The sequence below is a fragment of the Muricoccus pecuniae genome (genome assembly GCF_014199205.1).
GTDB lineage: Bacteria > Pseudomonadota > Alphaproteobacteria > Acetobacterales > Acetobacteraceae > Roseomonas > Roseomonas pecuniae.
In genome coordinates this window covers 260,144-281,340 of record NZ_JACIJD010000001.1, presented here as the reverse complement: position 1 = coordinate 281,340, position 21,197 = coordinate 260,144, and the positions used below count along the sequence as shown (strand labels likewise).

Annotated in this window: 22 protein-coding genes; 12 read left to right on the top strand and 10 right to left on the bottom strand. The window is 72.3% G+C overall.

Translation table 11 applies throughout. The features are described 5' to 3' along the window. Position 1 precedes the first annotated feature (1 nt). Positions 2-895, bottom strand: a complete 894-nt coding sequence (locus FHS87_RS01240; RefSeq protein WP_184512975.1) for a YicC/YloC family endoribonuclease — start codon at positions 893-895, stop codon at positions 2-4. Between the two features lie 30 nt (positions 896-925). Here FHS87_RS01240 and FHS87_RS01235 point away from each other — a divergent pair, with 30 nt between their 5' ends. Then, positions 926-1,744, top strand: a complete 819-nt coding sequence (locus FHS87_RS01235; RefSeq protein WP_184512972.1) for an SDR family NAD(P)-dependent oxidoreductase — start codon at positions 926-928, stop codon at positions 1,742-1,744. On the opposite strand, the gene FHS87_RS01230 is transcribed toward FHS87_RS01235, so the two are convergent. The 8 genes from FHS87_RS01230 to FHS87_RS01195 form a co-directional block, all read right to left on the bottom strand. Continuing rightward, positions 1,677-2,501, bottom strand: coding sequence for a TerC family protein (locus tag FHS87_RS01230; protein WP_312861840.1), 825 nt, complete (start codon positions 2,499-2,501; stop codon positions 1,677-1,679). The genes FHS87_RS01235 and FHS87_RS01230 overlap by 68 nt on opposite strands. 172 nt (positions 2,502-2,673) lie before the next feature. Continuing rightward, positions 2,674-3,576 carry a DMT family transporter gene (locus tag FHS87_RS01225; protein WP_184512970.1) on the bottom strand — a complete coding sequence of 301 codons (903 nt, stop codon included), beginning with the start codon at positions 3,574-3,576 and terminating at the stop codon, positions 2,674-2,676. A gap of 22 nt (positions 3,577-3,598) precedes the next feature. After that, the gene (mltG, locus tag FHS87_RS01220; RefSeq protein WP_184512968.1) at positions 3,599-4,612 is read right to left on the bottom strand and encodes an endolytic transglycosylase MltG; all 1,014 of its coding nucleotides are present in this window, start codon (positions 4,610-4,612) and stop codon (positions 3,599-3,601) included. 84 nt (positions 4,613-4,696) lie between these two features. Continuing rightward, on the bottom strand, positions 4,697-5,980 hold the full coding sequence (fabF, locus tag FHS87_RS01215; protein WP_184512966.1) for a beta-ketoacyl-ACP synthase II: 1,284 nt from the start codon (positions 5,978-5,980) through the stop codon (positions 4,697-4,699). A gap of 160 nt (positions 5,981-6,140) precedes the next feature. Next, positions 6,141-6,380 carry an acyl carrier protein gene (locus FHS87_RS01210; RefSeq protein ID WP_184512964.1) on the bottom strand — a complete coding sequence of 80 codons (240 nt, stop codon included), beginning with the start codon at positions 6,378-6,380 and terminating at the stop codon, positions 6,141-6,143. Between the two features lie 204 nt (positions 6,381-6,584). Beyond that, positions 6,585-7,322 carry a 3-oxoacyl-[acyl-carrier-protein] reductase gene (gene fabG / locus FHS87_RS01205; RefSeq protein WP_184512962.1) on the bottom strand — a complete coding sequence of 246 codons (738 nt, stop codon included), beginning with the start codon at positions 7,320-7,322 and terminating at the stop codon, positions 6,585-6,587. A 48-nt stretch (positions 7,323-7,370) separates the two neighbouring features. Then, positions 7,371-8,330, bottom strand: a complete 960-nt coding sequence (fabD, locus tag FHS87_RS01200; RefSeq protein WP_184512960.1) for an ACP S-malonyltransferase — start codon at positions 8,328-8,330, stop codon at positions 7,371-7,373. A 151-nt stretch (positions 8,331-8,481) separates the two neighbouring features. After that, entirely contained in the window at positions 8,482-8,763 is a 282-nt protein-coding gene (locus tag FHS87_RS01195) for a hypothetical protein (RefSeq protein ID WP_184513343.1), read from the bottom strand. Positions 8,764-8,981: 218 nt separating this feature from the next. Between FHS87_RS01195 and FHS87_RS01190 the strand changes: the two genes are divergently transcribed. From FHS87_RS01190 to FHS87_RS01140, 11 genes are all read left to right on the top strand, one after another. Next, positions 8,982-11,243, top strand: coding sequence for a TonB-dependent receptor (locus tag FHS87_RS01190; RefSeq protein WP_184512958.1), 2,262 nt, complete (start codon positions 8,982-8,984; stop codon positions 11,241-11,243). A gap of 101 nt (positions 11,244-11,344) precedes the next feature. Next, positions 11,345-12,028: a Fe2+-dependent dioxygenase gene (locus FHS87_RS01185; RefSeq protein ID WP_184512956.1), complete on the top strand. Its 684-nt coding sequence runs from the start codon at positions 11,345-11,347 to the stop codon at positions 12,026-12,028. Between the two features lie 155 nt (positions 12,029-12,183). Further along, entirely contained in the window at positions 12,184-12,654 is a 471-nt protein-coding gene (gene rpsF / locus FHS87_RS01180) for a 30S ribosomal protein S6 (RefSeq protein ID WP_184512954.1), read from the top strand. Between the two features lie 6 nt (positions 12,655-12,660). Beyond that, positions 12,661-12,939, top strand: coding sequence for a 30S ribosomal protein S18 (gene rpsR / locus FHS87_RS01175; protein ID WP_043830720.1), 279 nt, complete (start codon positions 12,661-12,663; stop codon positions 12,937-12,939). Between the two features lie 15 nt (positions 12,940-12,954). Further along, entirely contained in the window at positions 12,955-13,521 is a 567-nt protein-coding gene (gene rplI, locus FHS87_RS01170; RefSeq protein ID WP_184512952.1) for a 50S ribosomal protein L9, read from the top strand. A 147-nt stretch (positions 13,522-13,668) separates the two neighbouring features. Next, a complete protein-coding gene (locus tag FHS87_RS01165; protein ID WP_184512950.1) occupies positions 13,669-14,961 on the top strand; it encodes an SAM-dependent methyltransferase in 1,293 nt (430 codons plus the stop codon). 9 nt (positions 14,962-14,970) lie between these two features. Then, on the top strand, positions 14,971-16,491 hold the full coding sequence (locus tag FHS87_RS01160; RefSeq protein ID WP_184512948.1) for a replicative DNA helicase: 1,521 nt from the start codon (positions 14,971-14,973) through the stop codon (positions 16,489-16,491). Then, positions 16,484-17,557 (top strand): alanine racemase, encoded by a 1,074-nt coding sequence (alr, locus tag FHS87_RS01155; protein WP_184512946.1) that lies wholly within the window; start codon positions 16,484-16,486, stop codon positions 17,555-17,557. The genes FHS87_RS01160 and alr overlap by 8 nt, the downstream gene beginning before the upstream one ends. Beyond that, positions 17,554-18,357, top strand: a complete 804-nt coding sequence (locus tag FHS87_RS01150; RefSeq protein ID WP_312861839.1) for an MlaE family ABC transporter permease — start codon at positions 17,554-17,556, stop codon at positions 18,355-18,357. Before alr ends, FHS87_RS01150 begins: the two co-directional genes overlap by 4 nt. Then, on the top strand, positions 18,354-19,133 hold the full coding sequence (locus FHS87_RS01145) for an ABC transporter ATP-binding protein (protein ID WP_184512944.1): 780 nt from the start codon (positions 18,354-18,356) through the stop codon (positions 19,131-19,133). The genes FHS87_RS01150 and FHS87_RS01145 overlap by 4 nt, the downstream gene beginning before the upstream one ends. Positions 19,134-19,204: 71 nt before the next feature. Further along, the gene (locus tag FHS87_RS01140; RefSeq protein WP_184512942.1) at positions 19,205-20,848 is read left to right on the top strand and encodes a hypothetical protein; all 1,644 of its coding nucleotides are present in this window, start codon (positions 19,205-19,207) and stop codon (positions 20,846-20,848) included. A gap of 102 nt (positions 20,849-20,950) precedes the next feature. Here the strand turns inward: FHS87_RS01140 and FHS87_RS01135 are convergent, their stop codons facing one another. After that, entirely contained in the window at positions 20,951-21,196 is a 246-nt protein-coding gene (locus FHS87_RS01135; protein WP_184512940.1) for a hypothetical protein, read from the bottom strand. Position 21,197 lies beyond the last annotated feature (1 nt).

Genomic DNA, 21,197 nt, shown 5'->3' with positions numbered 1-21,197 from the left:
CTCATTCCACGTTCGCCGCCTGCTCGCGCAGCCGCTCGATGGCGGCCTTTAGTTCGAGGGAGAGCCGCGTCAGCGCCAAGCTGCCCGACTTCGCCCCCAGCGTGTTCGCCTCGCGCCCGAATTCCTGGGTGAGGAACTCCAGCTTCCGCCCGATCGGCGCCGCCTCCCGCAGCAGGGCGCGGGCGGCCTCCACATGGGCGCCCAGCCGGTCCAGCTCCTCCCGGACATCGGAGCGGGCGGCGAGCAGGGCCACCTCGGCGGCGAGACGCTCCTCGGGCACGCGGCGCTCGCCCTCCAGCAGGTCCGACAGCGCCGCCTGGAGACGCGCGCGGTGGGCGGCGGGCTGGCGCGTGGCCTCGGTGGCCGCCTCGGCCCGCAGCGCCTCGATCTCGTCCAGCAGGGTGGCGAGGATGGCGTGCAGCCGCGCGCCCTCGGCCGCGCGGGCGATGTGAAGGTCGGCCAATGCCGCCCCGAAGCCCTCCGTCACCGCGGCCCGGCGACCGGCCTCGGATGCCTCGTCCGGCACTTCCACCTCCGTCCGCAGCACGCCGGGCAGGGCGAGCACCGCCTCCGGGCGGGGCGCGGCGGCACCCGGCATCCGCTCGGCCAGCTCCCGCACCAGGGCCATGGCCCGCTCCAGCGCCGCCTGGTCGAGCACCAGCCGCGGCGCCCGGTCCTCCCGCTTGAGGGAGAGGGTGGCGGAGACGTTGCCGCGGGCGAATCGCGCCCCCGCCGCCTCGCGCAGCGGCGCCTCCAGCGCGTCCAGCCCGCCGGGAAGGCGCAGGCGCACGTCCAGCCCCCGCCCGTTGACGCTGCGGAGTTCCCAGGTGAAGGGGGTGCCGTCCGGCAGGGTGCCGGTGGCGCGCGCGAAGCCGGTCATGGATCGGATGGCCATGCGCGGCCTTCTGCGGCGGGAGAGGGCGCGATGCAAGGCACAGGACAGGGGTGGCCCTGGCGGCGGGTGGGGATCACGGGGGCCTCGTCCGGCCTCGGCGCCGCCCTGGCGCGCGAACTCGCCGCCCCCGGGCGCGTGCTGCATCTCGCTGGGCGGGACGCCGCGCGGCTCGCCGCCACCGCCGCGGCCTGCCGCGCCGCCGGGGCCGAGGTGGCCGAGGCCGCCTTCGACGTGACCGACGCCCCCGCCGCCGCGGATTGGGTGCGCGGCGCGGGCGGGCTGGACCTGCTGATCGCCAATGCCGGCACCTCCGCCGGCACGGGCGGGGCGCATGAGGCGCCGGACCAGGTGGCCCACATCTTCGCCGTGAACCTCACGGGGGCGCTGAACACGATCCTGCCGGCGCTGGAGATGATGCGCGCCCAGACGCCGGGGGCGGACGGCATCCGCGGGCGGGTGGCGGCCATCGCCTCGATCGCCGCCTTCACCGCGTCCCCCGGCGCACCGGCCTATTGCGCCTCCAAGGCCGCTCTCCAGCGCTGGACGGAGGCGACGGACGCGACGGCGCGGCGGGAGGGGCTGCGGCTGCACGCGATCTGCCCCGGCTTCATCCGCACGCCGATGACGGCGCGGAACAACTTCCCCATGCCGTTCCTGATGGAACCGGAGGACGCCGCGCGCCGCACCCTCGCCGGGATCGCGCGCGGCAAGGCCCGGGTGGCCTTCCCCCGGGCCCTCTACGCGGCGGCGCGCCTGGGCGACGCGCTGCCGCCTGCCTGGCTCAGCCGGCTCCCGGCGAAGTCCGGCCCCGATTCGCCAGAACCTCCTCCGCCACCACGGACTGGCTGAGCGAGGCCTGTCCCGGCGCCGCGACGGTGGAGCTGGCAGGGTTCATCACCCGCCGGTCCGAGCCGCGCCGGGCCCAGATGTTCAGCCCCTCCACCCCCGCGGCGAAGGCCATGGCGACGTAGACGAAGCCCTTGGGCACATGGAAACCGAAGCCCTCGCCCAGCAGCACCATCCCGATCATCACGAGGAAGGCGAGCGCGAGCATCACCACCGTCGGGTTCTTCTCCATGAAGTTGGAGAGCGCATCCATCGACAGCAGCATGACGGTGACGGAGACGAGGATCGCCACGACGATCACCCACATCACGTTGGTGAGCCCCACGGCGGCGAGGATGCTGTCCACGCTGAAGACCATGTCGATCAGGATGATCTGGAACACGGTCGCGCCGAAGCTCGCCACCACCTGGTTCGCCGCCTGCGCCTCCGCCTGGGAGCCGGGGTCCACGCGATGGTGGATCTCGATCACGGCCTTGCCGATGAGGAACAGGCCGCCGGCGATCATGATCAGGTCCTTGCCCGACACATCCATGCCGAGAACGTTGAACAGCGGCGCCGTCAGCGAGATCAGCCAGCCCACCCCGGCCAGCATGCCGAGGCGCATGACCACGGCGAGGCCGAGCCCGATCAGCCGCGCGGACCGCCGCCGCTCCACGGGCAGGCGGTTGGTCAGGATGGCGATGAAGACGAGGTTGTCGATCCCGAGGACCACCTCCATGCCGATCAGGGCGACGAGCGCGACGAGGACTTCGGCTTCCACGGGGCAACATGGCCTTTCTGTAATGTGAGGCGCTTGTATGGGGACGGTTCCGGAGCACGGTAAGGCCTCGCCCGCCAGAAAACGCCATGGAGGCACGATCCGTCGCCGTGGTGGCAGGGTCCAGCCCGCCGCCTCCGACCCCTGATGCGCCCTCGTATCCCCGCCCGCTCCTTCAGGACGGCCGGCGCCCGCCGGTCGCCAGCCAGACCCCAGCGAGCACCACCGCGCCGCCGAGCAGCACGCGCGGCTCCGGCCACTCGCCGAGCAGCAGCGCGGCGAAGACAGCGGCGAAGCCGGGCTGGAGATAACCTGTCATGGCAGCGTCCGTCGCCCGCGCCCGCTGCGCGAGGGAGAGGAAGAGCGTCACCGGCACCGCCGAGCCGAACACCCCCGCCCAGGCCACCGCCGCCCAGACCTGCCAGGGCTGGTCGAAGCCCGAGAGCGGCTCGAAGAGAAGGCTCATCGCCAGCGCCCCCAGCGCGCTCACCCCCTGCTGCCCCGCCGCCAGTTCCAGCGCGCCGCCCGGCCGGGTCCGCCGGACATAGACGGTGCCCAGGGCGTAGGAGAGCGCCACCACCAGCATCGCCGCCCCGGCCAGCAGCCCCGCCCCCTCCCCCAGCACGGCGGCGGGCCCGAGGATGACCGCGATGCCCGCGAAGCCGAGCCCGAGCCCGAGCAGGCCGCGCAGCCCCGGCCTCTCCCCCGGCAGCAGGGCGAGGGAGAGCAGCGCGACGAAGAGGGGCGTCGCCGACTGGATGAGCGAAACCGTCGCCGCTGCCAGGGAGAGCAGCGCGAAGGCCGTGAGGCAGTTCGGCAGCCAGCCATTCACCGTGCCGATCACCAGCCCGGCCCGCCAGCTCCACCGCCCCCTCTTGCCGAATGCGCCCGTGGCCGCGGCGAAGGCGAGCAGAACCGTGACCGCCACCGCCGCCCGCCCGGCCGAGAGCGCGAAGGGCGGCATGTCGCGCGCGGCCAGCCGCACCACGGGAAAGGCCGTGGCCCACATCGCGGAGATCAGCAGGAGCCGCCAGAGCAGCGGCCAGCCCGATAGCGGCGCGGGAGAGCCCCCGCTCACGCCCGCCGCGCCGCGCGCCGCCTCATCGCCCGGAGGAAGGGGCCGGGGCGGAAGCGCCGGCGGGGGTGGCCCGGGCGCGCTCGATCTCGCGCCAGCGGGCCACGTTGCGGTTGTGCTCCTCCAGCGTGCGGGCGAAGGCGTGGCCGCCGCTGCCGTCCGCCACGAAGTAGAGGAGGTCCGTCACCTCCGGCCGCGTCACCGCCCGCAGCGATTCCTTGCCCGGGGAGGCGATCGGCCCCGGGGTGAGCCCACGGTTGCGATAGGTGTTGAAGGGGTGGTCCCGCTCCAGGTCGGCCCGGGTCAGCGCGCGCTCCAGCGGCGCGCCGTCGGCGGCGGCATAGGCAACGGTGGGGTCCGATTGCAGCGGCATCCCGCGGCGCAGCCGGTTGATGAACACCGAGGCCACGCGCGGCCGCTCCGCCGCCACCGCCGTCTCCCGCTCCACGATGCTCGCCAGCACCAGCGCCTCGCGGGCGGAGGCGATGGGCAGGTTCGGCGCGCGGTCCGCCCAGGCCTCGCGCAGCGCCTCGTCCATGGCGGCGGTGGCCCGGCGAACGATGGCGGCGCGGTTGTCGCCCCACTGATAGGTGTAGGTCTCGGGCAGGAGATCGCCCTCGTCGATCGGCGGCGTCTCGCCCACCAGCCCCTCGGCGCGGTCGATCAGGGCGACGATCTGGCGGGCCATCAGCCCCTCGGGAATGGTCAGCCGGCGCTGGACCGGGCGGGCCGTCCGCAGCACCCCCAGCACGTCCCGGAGCGAGGCCCCGGCGGGGAAGGCGAACTCCCCTGCCCGCAGCGGCCCCTGCCCCCGCGTGGCCCAGACGGCGGCAAGGAACTCCCGCCCGTCCCCGATGATGCCGGCGCGCTGGAGCGCCGCGCCGATCGCTTCCGCCCCGCCGCGGGGCACGACGAGCTGCGCCGGCGCGGCCAGCGGCCCCGGGCGCTCATAGACCTGGCGGGCATAGAGGAAGGCCCCGCCCCCGGCGAGGCCAAGCAGCAGGAGCAGGATCAGCAGCGCGCGGCCGACACGTCCCATGCGGGCGGGTCCCTCCTTAGCGGGGGACCTGCCCCCGGGCGGGGTCTCTCATGCCCGGGGCCGGCTGGCCACCGGGCCGTTCCGTCAGGCGGCAGCCTTGAACAGGATGGAGGCGTTGGTGCCGCCGAAGCCGAAGGAGTTGGACAGCGCCACCTCGATCTTGCGCGGCTGCGCCTCCTTGGCCACCCGGTCGATGGCGGAGGGGTGGGAGGGCTCCTCCAGGTTCAGCGTCGGCGGCGCCACGGCGTCCCGGATCGCGAGCAGGGAGAAGATCGCCTCCACCGCGCCGGCCGCGCCGAGCAGGTGCCCGATGGCCGACTTGGTCGAGGACATGGCCACGCCGCGGGCATCCTCGCCGAAGAGCCGCTCCACCGCCTCCAGCTCCAGGTCGTCGCCGAGCGGCGTGCTGGTGCCGTGGGCGTTGATGTACTGGATGTCGCCCGGGGTCACGCCGGCGGACTTCAGCGCGGCCTTCATGGCGCGGAAGGCGCCCTCATGGCCCTCGGCGGGGGCGGTGATGTGATAGGCGTCGCCGGACATGCCGTAGCCGATCACCTCGCCGTAGATCTTCGCGCCGCGCGCCTTCGCGTGCTCGTATTCCTCAAGCACAAGGACGCCCGCGCCCTCGCCCATGACGAAGCCGTCGCGGTCCTTGTCCCAGGGGCGGGAGGCCTGGGCGGGGGTGTCGTTGAAGGCGGTGGAGAGGGCGCGGGAGGCGGCGAAGCCCGCCATGCCCAGCTCGGAAACCGCCGCCTCGGCGCCGCCGGCCACCATCACGTCCGCATCGCCCAGCGCGATCAGCCGCGCGGCGTCGCCCAGCGCGTGGACGCCCGTGGCGCAGGCCGTCACCACCGAGTGGTTCGGGCCCTTGAAGCCGTACTTGATCGAGACATGCCCCGAGGCGAGGTTGATCAGCGCCGAGGGGATGAAGAAGGGCGAGAGGCGGCGGTGCTTGCCCGCCGCGATCTGCTGGGAGGCCTCGTAGATCGTCTGGAGGCCGCCGATGCCGGAGCCGATCATCACGCCGGTCGCGTGGCGATCCTCCTCCGTCCCGGGCACCCAGCCGGAATCCTCGACCGCCTCCGTGGCCGCCACCAGCGCGAGCTGGATGAAGCGGTCCATCTTCTTCTGGTCCTTGACGGGGATCCACTCCGCCAGGTCCAGCCCGCCATCGGCGCGCGTGCCGTTCGGCACCGTGCCCGCGATCTTGGCGGGGATGTTGGACACGTCGAAGGACTGGATGGCGGTGATGCCGGACTCGCCGGCCAGCATCCGCTTCCAGACATGCTCGACGCCCAGGCCGAGCGGGCTGGCAATGCCCATGCCGGTAACGACGACGCGGCGCGGGGCCGTGAGCTGACCGAACACTCTCGCTTCTCCCTCCCGCGCCTCGGCCCCGGCCGGCCCGGGGGGCCAGCTTCAGGAAAGCCGGGCGGAGGCCGGTGGGCCGGCCCCGCGCCCTGCGCGTCGTTTACCTATTGACGGCCGGCCGGCCAGGGGCCGGTCGGCCGGTCACCTCGGCGGCCGATCAGGCCGTCTTGTGCGCGTCGATATAGGTGATGGCGTCGCCGACGGTGGTGATCTTCTCGGCCGCGTCGTCCGGAATCTCCACGCCGAAGGCCTCCTCGAAGGCCATCACCAGCTCGACCGTGTCCAGGCTGTCCGCGCCCAGGTCGTCGATGAAGGAGGCCTCCGGGGTAACCTTGCCCTCCTCGACGCCGAGGTGCTCGACCACGATCTTCTTCACCTTGTCGGCGGTTTCGCTCATCGCGCTTACTCTCTCCTGATGGCGGTTGACCGCCGAAAACCCGTTCGTGCCGCCAGGGACGGCGCTTTGCCGCGTTAACGCCCGGACGCAGGGCGCGGCCCTTAGCACGGCTCTTTCCCAGGGCCTAGACCGAAGCAGGGGGGTGCCGGGCGCGGAGCGGGGAACCGTTGTCGCCGCGCCTCACACGCCGTGCCTCCCCGGAGTTCAGATCATGGCCATGCCGCCGTTCACGTGCAGCGTGACCCCCGTCACCCAGGCCGCCTCGTCGGAGGCGAGATAGGTCACGGCGGCGGCGATGTCCTCCGAGGAGCCCATCTTCCCCATCGGGATGCGCCCCATCAGCGCGGCCTTCTGGGCATCGTTCAGGGCGTCCGTCATCGCGGTCTTGATGAAGCCGGGCGCGACCACGTTCACCGTCACCCCGCGCGGGGCGACCTCCTGGGCGAGCGCCTTGCTCATCCCGATCAGCCCGGCCTTGGCCGCCGCGTAGTTCGCCTGGCCCGGATTGCCCGTGACGCCGACGATGGAGGCGATGGAGACGATCCGCCCGCTCCGGCGCTTCATCATCCCGCGCAGGGAGGCGCGGGCGAGGCGGAAGGGGGCGGTCAGGTCCACCTCGATCACGTCGGACCAGTCCTTGTCGCCCATGCGGAGCGCCAGCCCGTCCCGCGTCAGCCCGGCATTGTTCACCAGGATGTCGAGGGAGCCGAACTCCCCCTCCACCCTCTCCACCAGGGCGGCGGGCGCCGCGGGGTCGGCGAGATCGGCCGGGGCCACCAGCGCCCGCTCCCCCAGCTCGGCGGCGAGGGAGGCCAGCTCCGCCTCGCGCCGCCCGGTGAGGGCCACGCGCGCGCCCTGGGCATGCAGGGCGCGGGCGATGGCCGCGCCGATCCCTCCGGTGGCGCCGGTGACGAGGGCGGTCTTGCCGGTCAGGTCGAACATGGGGGTTCCTTCAGGGCACTTGTGGGGAGGGGCGGGATCGCCTGGCCCTCAGAGGGCCTTCAGCACCGCCTCGATCTCGGCCGGGGTGCCGCAGGCCATGGCCCGGGCCTCGGGGGCGTTGCGCTTCATCAGCCCGGTCAGGACCTTGCCCGCCCCGAGCTCGACGAAGGTGTCGCAGCCCATTCCGGTCATGGCGGCCACGCATTCGCGCCAGCGCACGGTGCCCGTGACCTGCCGCACGAGGAGGTCCCGGATCTCGTCCGGGCCCGTCGCCTTGGCGGCGGTGACGTTGGCCACCACGGGGACCGCAGGCGCCCGCGGCGGGTCGCGCTCCAGCGCCTCGCCCATGGCGTCGGCGGCCGGGGCCATCAGGGAGGAGTGGAAGGGCGCGGAGACGGGCAGCAGCATGGCGCGCCGGATGCCCTCGGCCTTGGCGATTTCCACCGCGCGCTCCACCGCGGCCTTGTGGCCGGAGATCACCACCTGCCCACCGCCATTGTCGTTCGCGGCCTCGACCACCTCGCGCCTGCCCGTCTCCGGGTCCTCGGCGGCGCGCTCGCAGATGGCGCGGGCCTGGTCCATCTCGGCCCCGAGCAGGGCCGCCATGGCGCCGGTGCCGGCCGGGACCGCCTTCTGCATGGCCTCGCCGCGCAGGCGCAGCAGCCGCGCGGCCTGGGGCACGTCGAAGGCCCCGGCGGCGGCGAGGGCGCTGTACTCGCCGAGCGAGTGGCCGGCCACCAGCGCCACGCGGGATTTAAGATCGAACCCGCCCTCGGCCTCCAGCACGCGCAGCACGGCAAGGGATACGGCCATCAGCGCCGGCTGGGCGTTGGCGGTGAGGGTCAGCTCCTCCGCCGGGCCCTCGAACATCAGCCGCGTCAGGTTCTGCTTGAGCGTCTCGTCCACCGCCTCGAACACCTCGCGCGCGGGGGCGAAGGCGGCGGCGAGGTCGCGGCCCATGCCGACGGCCTGGCTTCCCTGGCCGGGAAAGACGAGAGCGAGGGCCATGGCGGGCGTTTCCTGCTGCTGACGGCGTGTGACGGCATGGGCCACGGCACCGGAGGCGCCCGAGGGCACCGCTCCCCGCCGTGGCGCGGCGGGGTAGCGGCGGCGTCACCGGAATGTCAACAGCCCGGGGCGCGATGGCACCCCCGGTTGGTCAGTAGGGGCCGCGCGGCCCCCGCCCCGGTCCGACCCAGACGCGGCGGCAGCGCTCGCGCTCCACCCGCACCGGGCGGCCGTAGCGGTCCCGGCGATGGACCACCACGGGGCGGCAGCGCGTCGCCCAGCGCACCTCCTGCAGGAGGTCGGGCTCCGCGCCGGCCAGGGGCAGGGCCATGGCCGGCGCCGCTGAGGCCGGCGCGGCCTCCGCGGCGGAGGACAAGCCGCCCACGCCTGCCATGAGGCCCAGGAGCAGGGCGAGACGCGAGAGACGTGCCATCGGGCGATCCTTTCCTCCTTGCCGGGCCCCCTTTCCGAGTTCCGGGGGCCCTGCCGCACTTCGACGAGGGGAAAAAAGCCGGGCGGTGCCGACAAGTTGCCGCTGCGTCACACCCCATCCGCGCCGTCGCGTTGCGAATCATCCGCATTCTTGACGGTATGTGGCAGCGGAAGTTAAGAGCGCCTCGCAATAGCAGAATCCCCGGAGAATCATATCTGATGAGCCGCGTGAACAACCGGTCGCTCTCGCCCCCGAACGCCGCCCTCGTGGCCGGCCTCAGCCTCGGGGCCGCCATGGTCGGCGACCTGGCCTTCGCGCAAGCTCCAACCCTCGCGGACGCTTCCACCCCCGTCGCGGTGCCGGAAGTCGCGGTCACGGGCGAGCGCCCGGCCAACCAGCTCCAGGCCCCCACGGGCAACCCGCGCCTGCCCAACTCCATCCAGGACACGCCGCAGACGATCAACGTCGTGCCCCAGGAAGTCCTGCGGGAGCAGACGGTGACGACGCTGGAACAGGCGCTGCGCAACGTCCCCGGCATCACCTCCACCATCGGCGAGGGCAATGGCGGCGTCACCGGGGACCAGTTCCGCATCCGCGGCTTCTCCTCGCAGAACGACGTGCTGGTGGACGGGCTCCGCGACTTCGGCTCCTACCAGCGCGACGCCTTCACCTATGAGGACGTGCAGGTGCTCAAGGGCGCCTCGGGCTTTGCCTTCGGCACCAGCGCCATCGGCGGCGGCATCAACGTCAACAGCAAGGTGCCGGGGCTGGAGAACCGCTACGGCGCGACGGCCACGGGCGGCATGGGGCCCTTCGCCCGCTTCACCGCCGACATCAACCAGCGCATCAGCGAGACGGCGGCCATCCGCCTGAACGTCATGGGCCAGAGCAGCAGCCTGGTGGACAAGGACGGGATCGACACGCGCCGCTGGGGCGTGGCCCCCTCCATCGCCTTCGGCCTGGGGACCCCCACCACCTTCACGGTGGAGTACCTGCACTACGAGGACCGGCACACGATCGACGGCGGCATGCCCGTGGTCTATCGCGGCCTCAACGCCATCGGCCGCCCCGCTTCCGAGTACGGCGTGCGGCGCTCCAACTGGTATGGCGTGCAGAACGACGAGGACGAGGTGACGGTGGACCGGCTGACGGCCCGCTTCGCGCACCGCTTCGGCGACTGGCTGACGATCAGCAACGACACGCGCCTGACCCGCGTGGACCGCGACACCGCCCTCACCCCCGTGAACTGCGCCACGAGCAATGTCAGCCTCGCCGCCTATAATGCGAGCTGCTCCGGCCAGTTCTTCCGCGGGCTGAACCCCACCCTCGCCTATACCGGCGGTGCCAGCGCGCCCTACAACCAGGTGAACGAGGCGATCCAGAACCTCACCACCGCCCTCGCCCGCTTCCGCACGGGGCCCGTGCGGCACGAGCTGACCGCCGGCGTGGACATCGCCCGCGAGACGGTTCACCGCACGGCCTATCCCTATGTGCCGACCCGGCCGAACGTGACGCTCCTCGATCCCTCGACGAACAACTCGCTCCTCCTCGCGACCGGGGCGGCCAACAACGAGCGCAAGACGGAATCCACCAATCTCGGCCTGTTCGTGAACGAGCGACTGTACCTGACGAACCAGCTCTCGGTCTTCGGCGGCTTCCGCTGGACGAATTACGACCTCGACTACCGCGCCGGCACGCCGGGCGCCGCCTTCGCCCAGGACTTCAAGATCCATGACAGCTTCTGGGACCCGCGCGCCGGCGTGATCTGGGAGCCGACGCGGGACCAGACCTACTACTACTCCTACTCCACCTCCACGACGCCGCCCGGCACCTTCTTCACCACCTTCCCCGCCGCCGCGGTGAACTTCGACCGGAACCTCGAGCCGGAGCGGAACACGAACCACGAGATCGGCGCGAAGGTCAGCCTCCTCGACAGCCGCCTCGGCCTGAACGCCGCGCTGTTCCACGCGGAGAAGGGCAACGCCTTCGTGCAGGACGCGGACGATCCCACCGCCGTCATCGCCACCGGCGACCGGCAGCGCATCCGCGGCGTGGAGCTGGGCATCACCGGCCGCATCACGCCGGAGTGGAACATCAACGCCGCCTATACCCATCTCGACAGCGAGACGACGCGCTCGCTCACGGCGAACATCGTGGGCAAGCGGGTGCAGTACGTGCCGAAGCACTCGGCCTCGCTCTGGACCACCTATGACATCGCCCGCGACACGCCCCTCAACGTCACCCTCGGCGGCGGCATCGTCTGGCGCAGCCAGGTCTTCCTCGACACCGCCAACACCGCCGAGGTCCCGTCCAACTTCAGCCTCGACGCGCTGGTGCAGCACAAGGTCAACCAGAACCTGACGGTGCGGGTGAACGGCTACAACCTGACGAACCGCACGAACTACGACGGCTTCTTCGGCAACCGCGCGATCGTCGCGGCCGGCCGCACCGTCCTCGTCTCCGTCGCCGCCGAGTTCTGACGGCACCTCCCGCCGGGGCACTCGCCCCGGCCTGACGACGGGCGGCCGGGCTGGCAGGATGCCGGCCCGCCGCCTGCACCCTTTCCAACCGGAGCACGACGATGCTCGTCCGCATCCCCCAGGTCCTGACCCCCGCCGAGGTCGCCTACTGCCGAGAGCGGCTGGAAGGCGCGAACTGGACCGACGGCAAGGCCACCGCCGGCCAGCAATCGGCCAAGGCGAAGTTCAACCTGCAGGTCCCGGGGGACAGCCCGGAGGGCAAGGAGCTGAGCGAGCTGGTGCTGCGCGCCCTCGGCCGCAACGCGATCTTCGCCACCGCCGCCCTGCCGCTGAAGGTCTTCCCGCCGCTGTTCAACCGCTACGACGTGGGCATGACCTTCCACGCCCATGTGGACAACGCCATCCGCCCCGTGCCCGGCACGGGCCAGCGCATCCGCACCGACGTCTCCTCCACCCTCTTCCTCTCGCCCAGGGACAGCTACGACGGCGGCGAGCTGGTGGTGCAGGACACCTACGGCACCCATGAGGTGAAGCTCGATGCCGGGGACATGGTGGTCTACCCCTCCACCTCGCTGCACAGCGTGAACCCCGTCACCCGCGGCAGCCGCTGGGCCTCCTTCTTCTGGACCCAGTCGATGGTGAAGGACGACGCCCAGCGCGCCTTCCTCTACGAGATGGACATGGGGATCATCGCCCTGCGCCAGGACCTGCCGGACGATCATCCGGGGGTGCTGGCCATGACGGCGGGCTACCACAACCTGCTCCGCCGCTGGGTGGAGATGTAGCGGCAGGCGGCTCAAGGAGGGACTTGCCCCGCGACGCACCTTCCCCTATGAGGCCGCGTCACCCTGCCGGGCGCGAGGCATCGCGCGCGGCTATGCCCGTTCCTGCCCCTGCATCCCGCAGGGGCCCCTGGGCTGAGACATCCGAAGGGACAGAGATGCCGCTATATGAAACCGTGCTGATCGCGCGGAACGACCTGACGCAGGCGCAGGTCGAGGCCATCGCCGACCAGGTCGGCGAGATCGTCGGCGCCACCGGCGGCGAGATCCGCAAGCGCGAGTACTGGGGCCTCCGCGGCCTCGCCTACAAGATCAAGAAGAACCGCAAGGCCCACTACATGCTGCTGGGCCTGGACTGCTCGGCCGCGGCCGAGAAGGAGACCGCACGCCAGCTCGGCCTGCACGAGGACGTGCTGCGCCACATGACGCTGCGGATCGAGACGATCGACGACGCTCCCTCGGCCATCCTGGCCAAGCGCGGCGACGACCGTGAGCGCGACCGCGGCTTCCGCGGCCCCCGCCCCGCCGGCCGCTTCGGCTCCGGCCGCGGCCGCGAGCGCGGCGACGACCGCGAGGAGTTCCGCGCCCGTCCCCGCGACGAGCTCGATCCCAACGGCGGCGAGGAGTAATCCCAGATGTCCGACACGACCGACCTGACCCCCGCCGCGCGCCGCCCGGCCGTCGGCGCCCGCCGGCCTTTCTACCGCCGCCGCAAGTCCTGCCCCTTCTCCGGCCCGAACGCGCCGAAGATCGACTATAAGGACGTGCGCCTGCTCTCCCGCTTCCTGAGCGAGCGCGGCAAGATCGTGCCTTCCCGCATCACGGCGGTCTCCGCCAAGAAGCAGCGCGAGCTGGCGAACGCCATCAAGCGCGCCCGCTTCCTGGCGCTGCTCCCCTACGTCATCAACGACTGATCGGGGCACGGCACCATGATCGACGTCATCCTGATGCAGCGGGTCGAGAAGCTCGGCCAGATGGGCGACACCGTGAAGGTGAAGCCCGGCTACGCCCGCAACTTCCTCCTCCCCTCCGGCCGCGCCATCCGCGCGACCGAGGGCAACCTCAAGAAGTTCGAGGCCGAGCGCGCTCAGCTCGAGGCCCAGAACATCAAGCGGCGCGAGGAGGCCGAGCGCGTGGCCGAGCGGATGGAGGGCCTGCAGATCGTCCTCATCCGTTCCGCCGGCGAGAGCGGCGCGCTCTACGGCTCCGTCTCCGGCCGCGACATCGCGGACGCGACGAAGGATGCCGGCCTCACCATCACCCGCGACCAGGTGATCCTGGAGCAGCCGATCAAGACGCTGGGCCTGACCACCGTCCGCGTCGCGCTGCACCCGGAGGTCTCCATCCCGGTGATCGTGAACGTGGCCCGCTCCCCGGAAGAGGCGGAGAAGCAGGCGCGCGGCGAGGACCTGCGCGCCGAGCAGGAGGCCGAGGAGGCTTCCCTCGAGGCCGAGCTGGCCGCCGAGCTCTCCGAGCTGGGCGCCGCCCGCGAGTAGCCGTCCCGCCCCACGGGCGTGAGAACGAGTGGCCGCTCCCGCGAGGGGGCGGCCATTCCTATTTCCGTCATCACGCTTTCACGAGTGCGGCCGGGGGCTGATTGAACGCTCCCCGGCATGGGCACAGCCTCCCTGCACTGAGGAGGCTTGGATTTGCTGATCGACTCCATCTTCGCCCGCCTGATCCGCCAGGGAAGGCTCACCCTCCGCCATCCCGACGGCACCCGCCGCGTCATCGGGGGCTCCGCCCCCGGTCCGGAGGCCGCCCTGGCCATCAACACGCCCGAGGCCGCCAGGCGCCTCGTCTGGAACCCCTCCCTCGGCTTCGGGGAGGGCTACATGGACGGCGGGATCGAGCCGATCGACGGCTCGACCATCTACGACGTCCTCGACCTCATGCTCCTGAACCTCGCGACGGGCGGCAGCCATCCCGCCATGAAGCTGGGAGAGGGGCTGCGATGGGCCGGGCGGCGCCTGCGGGACCTGAACACGGCCGGGCGCAGCCGCCGCAACGTCGCCCACCACTACGACCTCAACGGCACCCTCTACTCCCTCTTCCTCGATGCGGACCGGCAGTATTCATGCGCCTACTTCCCCACGGGAGGGGAGACGCTGGAGGAGGCGCAGGTGCTGAAGAAGCGCCACATCGCCTCCAAGCTGAAGCTCGACCGGCCGGGGCTGGAGGTGCTGGACATCGGCTCCGGCTGGGGCGGGCTGGCCATCATCCTCGCCCGCGACCACGGCGCCCGCGTGACCGGCCTCACCCTCTCCGAGGAGCAGCTCGCCGAGTCGCGCGCCCGGGCCGAGGCGGCCGGGCTCTCGGACCGGGTGCGCTTCGAGCTGATGGACTACCGGGACTGGACGCGCCCGATGGACCGGATCGTCTCGGTCGGCATGTTCGAGCATGTCGGGATCAACCACTACACGGCCTTTTTCCGCACCGTGCGGGACGCGCTGAAGGAGGACGGGGTGGCGCTGGTCCATGCCATCGGCCAGTCCGAGGGCCCGACGACCACCAATCCCTGGCTGACGAAGTACATCTTCCCCGGCGGCTACTCGCCCGCGCTGTCGGAGGTGGTGCCGGCGGTGGAGAAGGCCGGGCTCTGGATCACCGATATCGAGATCCTGCGCCTGCACTACGCCATGACCATCGCCCACTGGCGCGCCCGCTTCGCCGCGAACCGCAATGCGATCAAGGCCCTGTACGACGAGCGCTTCTGCCGGATGTTCGAGTTCTACCTCGCCGCCTCGGAGCTGTGCTTCCGCCGCTGGGGCCACATGAACTGGCAGGTCCAGCTCACCCGGCGGGTGGACGCCCTGCCGCTGACCCGGGACTACATGCTGGATGCCGAGCGGGCGGCGACATATCCACAGTATCCACCGCCATCCACAGCCACCCCGGCAGAGGTGGGAGAGGACGTGGAGCGCGCCGGGGACTAGACTGGCGGGATGAACGCCTTCGACAACCTCGCCGAGCCGGCCGGCGGCGGCATGCTGGGCCTCTCCCAGCGGCTGCCCCCCTCGAACATCGAGGCGGAGCAGGCCCTGCTGGGTGCCCTGCTGGCCAACAACAAGGCCTATGAGCGGGTCTCGGAGTTCCTGGCGGACGAGCATTTCGCCGACCCCGTCCATGGCCGGATCTACCGCGCCATCCAGCGCCGGATCGAGGCGGGGCAGCTGGCCGACGTCGTCACGCTGCGCGCCGAGTTCGAGCATTCCGGTGTGCTGGACGAGGTCGGCGGCCCGGCCTACCTGACCCAGCTCCTCACGGCCATGGTCGGCATCATCAATGCCGGCGAGTACGGCCGCGTCGTCTTCGACTGCTTCCTCCGCCGCCAGCTCGTCGATCTCGGCGAGGTCGTGGTGAACCGCGCCTTCGGCGCCGAGCCGGAGCTGGACGGCAAGGCGCAGTTGGAGGCCGCGGAGCAGGCGCTTTTCAACCTCGCCACCGACGGTTCCTCGGACGGCGGCATGGTCTCCTTCGAGAAGGCGCTGACCGCCGCGGTGGAGCTGGCCGAGCGCGCCTTCTCCACCCCCGGCGGCGTCTCCGGCCTCCCGACCGGGCTGCGGGACGTGGACAGCAAGCTCGGCGGCCTGCACCCCTCCGACCTCCTGATCCTCGCGGGCCGCCCCGCCATGGGCAAGACGGCGCTGGCGGTGAAGATCGGCTTCGGCGCCGCCCGCGCGGTGCAGCGCGAAGCGCTGGAGAAGGACCCGAACGCGGTGGTCCGCGGCGGCGTCGCCATCTTCTCGCTGGAAATGAGCGCCGACCAGCTCGCCACCCGTATCCTCTCGGAGCAGTCCCGCGTCTCGGGCGACCGCATCCGGCGCGGCGACATCGCCCAGCGCGACTTCGACAAGTTCGTGGAGGTGAGCCGCGAGCTCTCCTCCATACCGCTCTTCATCGACGACACCCCGGCCATCACCATCTCGGCGCTGCGCACCCGCTGTCGGCGGCTGATGCGGACCAAGGGGCTGAGCCTCATCATCGTGGACTACCTCCAGCTCATGCGCCCCGCCGCCGGCACGCGGCCGGAGAACCGGGTGCAGGAGATCAGCCAGATCACCCAGGGGCTGAAGGCCATCGCCAAGGAGCTGTCGGTTCCCGTGATCGCCCTCTCCCAGCTCTCCCGCCAGGTCGAGAGCCGGGAGGACAAGCGCCCGCAGCTCGCCGACCTCCGCGAATCCGGCTCGATCGAGCAGGACGCCGACGTCGTGATGTTCGTCTATCGTGACGAGTACTACCTTGCCCAGCGGATGCCGAAGGAGCTGAACTTCGACAACCAGGAGAAGTACACCGAGGCGCTGGACAAGTGGCAGAAGGACATGGAGGGGGCCCATAACAAGGCCGAGCTGATTGTTGCCAAGCAGCGCCACGGCCCCACCGGCACGATCCGCCTCTTCTTCGAGGGCGAGTTCACCCGCTTCGGCGATCTCGAGCAGACCCACGACCAGGATGACTATGCCTGACGGCTCAGGCCTCCTGACCGTCGATCTCGGGGCCATCGCGGAGAACTGGAAATCCCTGCGGGACCGCCATACCGGCATGGGCGGCGGGGAGACGGGCGCGGCGGTGAAGGCCGATGCCTACGGGCTCGGCGCGGCGAGGGTGGTGCCCGCCCTGGCCGCGGCGGGCTGCCGCCACTTCTTCGTCGCCCATCTCGCGGAGGGCATGGCGATCCGCCCCCTTCTCGGCCAGGGGCAGATGATCGCGGTGCTGAACGGCTTCCGCCCGGGGGAGGACGAGGACGCAGCCCTCACCCCCGTGCTGAACACGCCCGGCGACATCGGCGCCTGGTCCGGCACGGGGCGGGACGCGCTGCTGCACATCGACACCGGCATGGCCCGCCTCGGCCTCACCCCCGCCGAGACCGAGGCCCTGGCCGGGGACCCCTCCCCCCTCCGCGGCCTCAACCTCCGCTACCTCATGACCCATCTGGCCGCGGCGGACGCGCCGGGCCATCCGCTGAGCGCGGAGCAGGCGGCGCGCTTCGCCGCGGCCCGCGCCCGGCTGCCCGCCGCGCCCTCATCCTTCGCCAACTCCTCCGGCCTCTTCCTCGGCCCGGACTTCGCCTCGGACCTCGCCCGGCCGGGCTGCGCGATCTACGGGTTGAACCCGGCGCCGGGCGCCCCGAACCCCATGCGCCCCGTGATCCGCCTCGCCGCGCCGGTGCTGCAGGTCCGGGAGATCCCGGCCGGAACCCCCGTCGGCTACGGCGCCACCTGGGTGGCCGAGCGGCCCTCGCGGATCGCCACCGTTGCGGCCGGCTACGCCGATGGCTATCTCAGGGCCCTCTCCGGCCGGGCAACCGGCCGGCACAACGGGCAGGACCTGCCCCTGGTCGGCAGGGTATCCATGGATCTCACCACCTTCGACGTGACGGACCATCCAGGCATCGCCCCCGGCGCGATGATCGAGCTGATCGGCCCCGGCCTCTCCGCCGACGGCCTCGCTGCCCGCGCCGGCACGATCGGCTACGAGGTGCTGACCTCCCTCGGCGCCCGCTACCGCCGCGACTACAAGCAGGCCGCGTGAGCCCCGCCGTTCCGGCCAGGCTGGCCCAGGACGGGCTGGCCGCCCTCGGCCGCGCCGCGCTCGACCTCTGCCGCACGGTCGGCGCCGTCGTCCTCTTCGCGCTGCAGGGGCTGAGCCACGTCGTCCGCCCGCCCTTCCACCCGAAGCTCTTCCTCCGCGCCTTCCTGGAGGTGGCCTATTTCTCCCTGCCCGTGGTGGGGCTGACGGCGGTGTTCACCGGCATGGTGCTCGCGCTGCAATCCTATTCCGGCTTCTCCCGGTTCGGGGCGGAGGGGGCGGTGGCGAATGTCGTCGTCCTCTCCATCACGCGGGAGCTGGGGCCCGTGCTGGCGGGGCTGATGGTCTCGGGCCGCATCGGCGCCGCCTTCGCGGCCGAGATCGGCACCATGCGCGTGACGGACCAGATCGACGCGCTCACCACCCTCTCGACCGATCCGATGAAGTACCTCGTCACCCCGCGCCTGCTGGCGGGCATCCTGGGGATGCCGCTGCTCGTGATCGTGGCCGACGTGCTGGGGGTGATGGGCGGCTACCTCATCGGCACGCTGAAGCTCGGCTTCTCCAGCGGCAGCTATCTCCGGGCGACGCTCGACTTCCTCCAGGTGATGGACGTCGTCAGCGGGCTGGTGAAGGCCGCGGTCTTCGGCTTCGTCGTGGCGCTGATGGGCACCTGGTGCGGCTACACCTCGCGCGGCGGCGCGCAGGGCGTGGGCAGCGCGACCACCACCGCGGTCGTCGCCTCCTCCATCCTCATCCTCGCCCTCGACTACGTGCTCACCGAGGCCTTCTTCGCGCGATGAGCGAGAGCGTCATCCCCAAGATCAGGCTGCGCGGGCTGCGCAAGGCCTTCGGCACGAAGCAGGTGCTGGACGGCGTGGACCTCGACGTCATGCCCGGCCAGTCCATGGTGATCCTCGGCGGCTCGGGCTCGGGCAAGTCCGTGACCATCAAGTGCATCCTCGGCCTCATCACCCCCGATGCCGGCACGATCGAGATCGACGGGCACGACGTGACGGCCATGTCCCCGCGCGAGCGCGAGGCGGTGCTGGACCGCACGGGCATGCTCTTCCAGAACGGCGCCCTCTTCGACAGCCTGCCCGTCTGGGAGAATGTCTGCTTCAAGCCGCTCGCCCAGAAGCGCATCACCCGCGCCCAGGCGCGGGAGCGGGCGGCCTGGGTGCTGGAGGATGTCGGGCTGGACGCGAGCGTGGGCGATCTCTCCCCGGCCGAGCTGTCGGGCGGCATGCAGAAGCGCGTGGCCCTCGCCCGCGCCATCGCCTCGGAGCCCGAGATCATCTTCTTCGACGAGCCCACCACCGGCCTCGATCCCATCATGGGCGCGGTGATCGACGGGCTGATCGTGGACTGCGTGCGCCGCCTGGGCGCGACGGCCGTGACCATCACGCATGACATGGCCAGCGCCCGCCGCATCGGCGACGTGGCGGCGATGATCCACAAGGGCCGGATCATCTGGACCGGCCCGGCGGCGAGCCTGGGCGAGACGGGCAATGCGATGGTGGACCAGTTCGCCCATGGCGAGCGCGAGGGACCGATCGCGATGGAGCTGCGCCGCTAGCGCCCGCCCCCGGGCCCGGCAGTGCCGCCACGGGCGGGACGGGGCCGAGGGCGCAAGGTATACGGGATCCCATGCAGGACGTTGCATCCCTTCCCCGCCGGCAGGACGGCACGGTCGCCGCCGCAGCGCCGGCCGCGGGTTCCACCCTCCACCCGGCGGGGACTGTCGGGCCGGGGCCGCTCGACCTCGATCGCCTCCTCGGGCACGCGCCGGCCGACCGCCTCTCGCTGCTCCTGGTGGCCTATCTCCTCCTCCCGGCCCTGCTCTTCCTCCCGGGCTGGCTGGCGCCGGAGGTGGGGATTCCCGCCGCGCTGGCGGCAGCGACGGCCTTCGCCCTCGCCCCGGGCTGGCGGCAGCCCTGGCCGCTCACCGCGGGGATGACGGCCCTCTGCCTCGTGCTCGGGCTGCTCTGGGCGGGGGCCACGGGCTCCCACCACCTCGTCTACAGCAGCGCGGACTGGCAGATCCGGGACGGGGTTCTGCGCGACCTCGCCGCCGGCCCCTGGCCCGTGGCCTACCGGGAGCCGGACGGCTCCGCCTCCCTCCTCCGCGCGCCGCTGGGCTTCTACCTGCCCGCCGGGCTGGTGGGGCGATTTGCCGGCTTCCATGCGGCGCAGGCGGCCCTCTGGCTCTGGACCGGGCTGGGCTTCGGCCTCGCCCTGATGGTTCTCCTCCTTCTCGCCAGGGCGGTGGCGCCCGGGCGCAGGGCCGCCGGCTTCGCGGTGATGGCCGGGGTGTTCGTGCTGTTCCACGGCCTCGACCTCCTGCCGAACATGCTGCTCGACTGGCGCTTCGGCACCGGCCCCTTCGCGAGCTGGGAGCGGGGCGGCGAGTGGTGGCCGCGCTTCTTCCAGTATTCCGGCCATGTCACCGCCATCCTCTGGGCGCCGAACCACGCCATGCCGGCCTGGCTGCTGGCGCTGCTGATGCTGCGGCACGGGGCCTCGCCCGGCTTCGCACGCAACCTCGCCCTTCCCCTCGTCGCCGGCGCCTTCTGGAGCCCGGTGGCGAGTGCCGGCGCGGCCGTGCTGGCGGGGGTGGTCCTGCTCCGGCAGGAGGGATGGAGGGGCGCCCTGCGCGCGGTCTCCCCGGCCAACCTGCTGGCGGTCGTCCCGGCCGTTCCCATCTGCCTCTACCTCGTCGCGGGCTCGGCGGCGGTGCCGCACGGCTTCCTGCTGGCCGTGCATCCCGCCGGGAAGGCCCTGGCGGTCTGGGCCGCCTTCCTCCTGCTGGAGGTGCTGTGCTGGGCGATCCCGGCGGCGCTGCTGGTGCGCGGGCGCGTCGTCTCGGCCGCGGTCGTCCCCCTCTGCCTCATCCCCGCCTATGTCTTTGGCCCCGGCAACGAGATGACGGCGCGCGGCGGCATGGCGCCGCTGGCCGTGCTCGCCGTGGCGGTGGGCGCCGCCCTCCTCGCGCCCGCCCGGGAGAGGCGGCAGCGCCTCGCGCGGCGCGCGCTCGTGGGTTTCGGGCTGATCGCGGCGCTGGGCGCCGGGATGGAGGCCAGCCTCCTGGTGAAGCGGCCCTGGCCGGCAAGCGCGGAGTGCCCGCTGCCCGAGGCGGCGCGCCACTCCGTCTTCGCCCCCACGACGGACTGGGCGCACTATCTCACGGCCTGGCCGGAAGGAGCCCCGGCCGGCCTGATGCGGGAGCCGCAGCTGCGCCCGGCGGAGCGGCCGGCCGGATCGCCGCCCTGCTGGCCCGTCCGGGGACCCTGACAGGTCTGCCCTCGGCTACCCCGAGGCCGGTCCTGTTCCACCAGCACCGGTGGAACGGCCAGCCGCCGGGATCGAGGTGACCCAGGGCCGGGCGGGAGCGCCCTAGTACTCGTTCCGCTCGGAGAGGAGCCGGATGATGGAGGCCAGCCCGAAGAGCACGCCCGCGGCCACCACGGAGTACACGGCCCGGACCAGATGCTCGCCCTCCCAACCCGCCGTCGCGGCGGCGCCCACCGCCGGGGCGGCCTCGCGAAGGACGGAGATGCCCTCGACCAGCTCGTAGGCGGCGTGGAGCGCCGGGACGGCGGCGAGGATCAGGACGATCCAGTAGGCGGCAGGACGGTACATC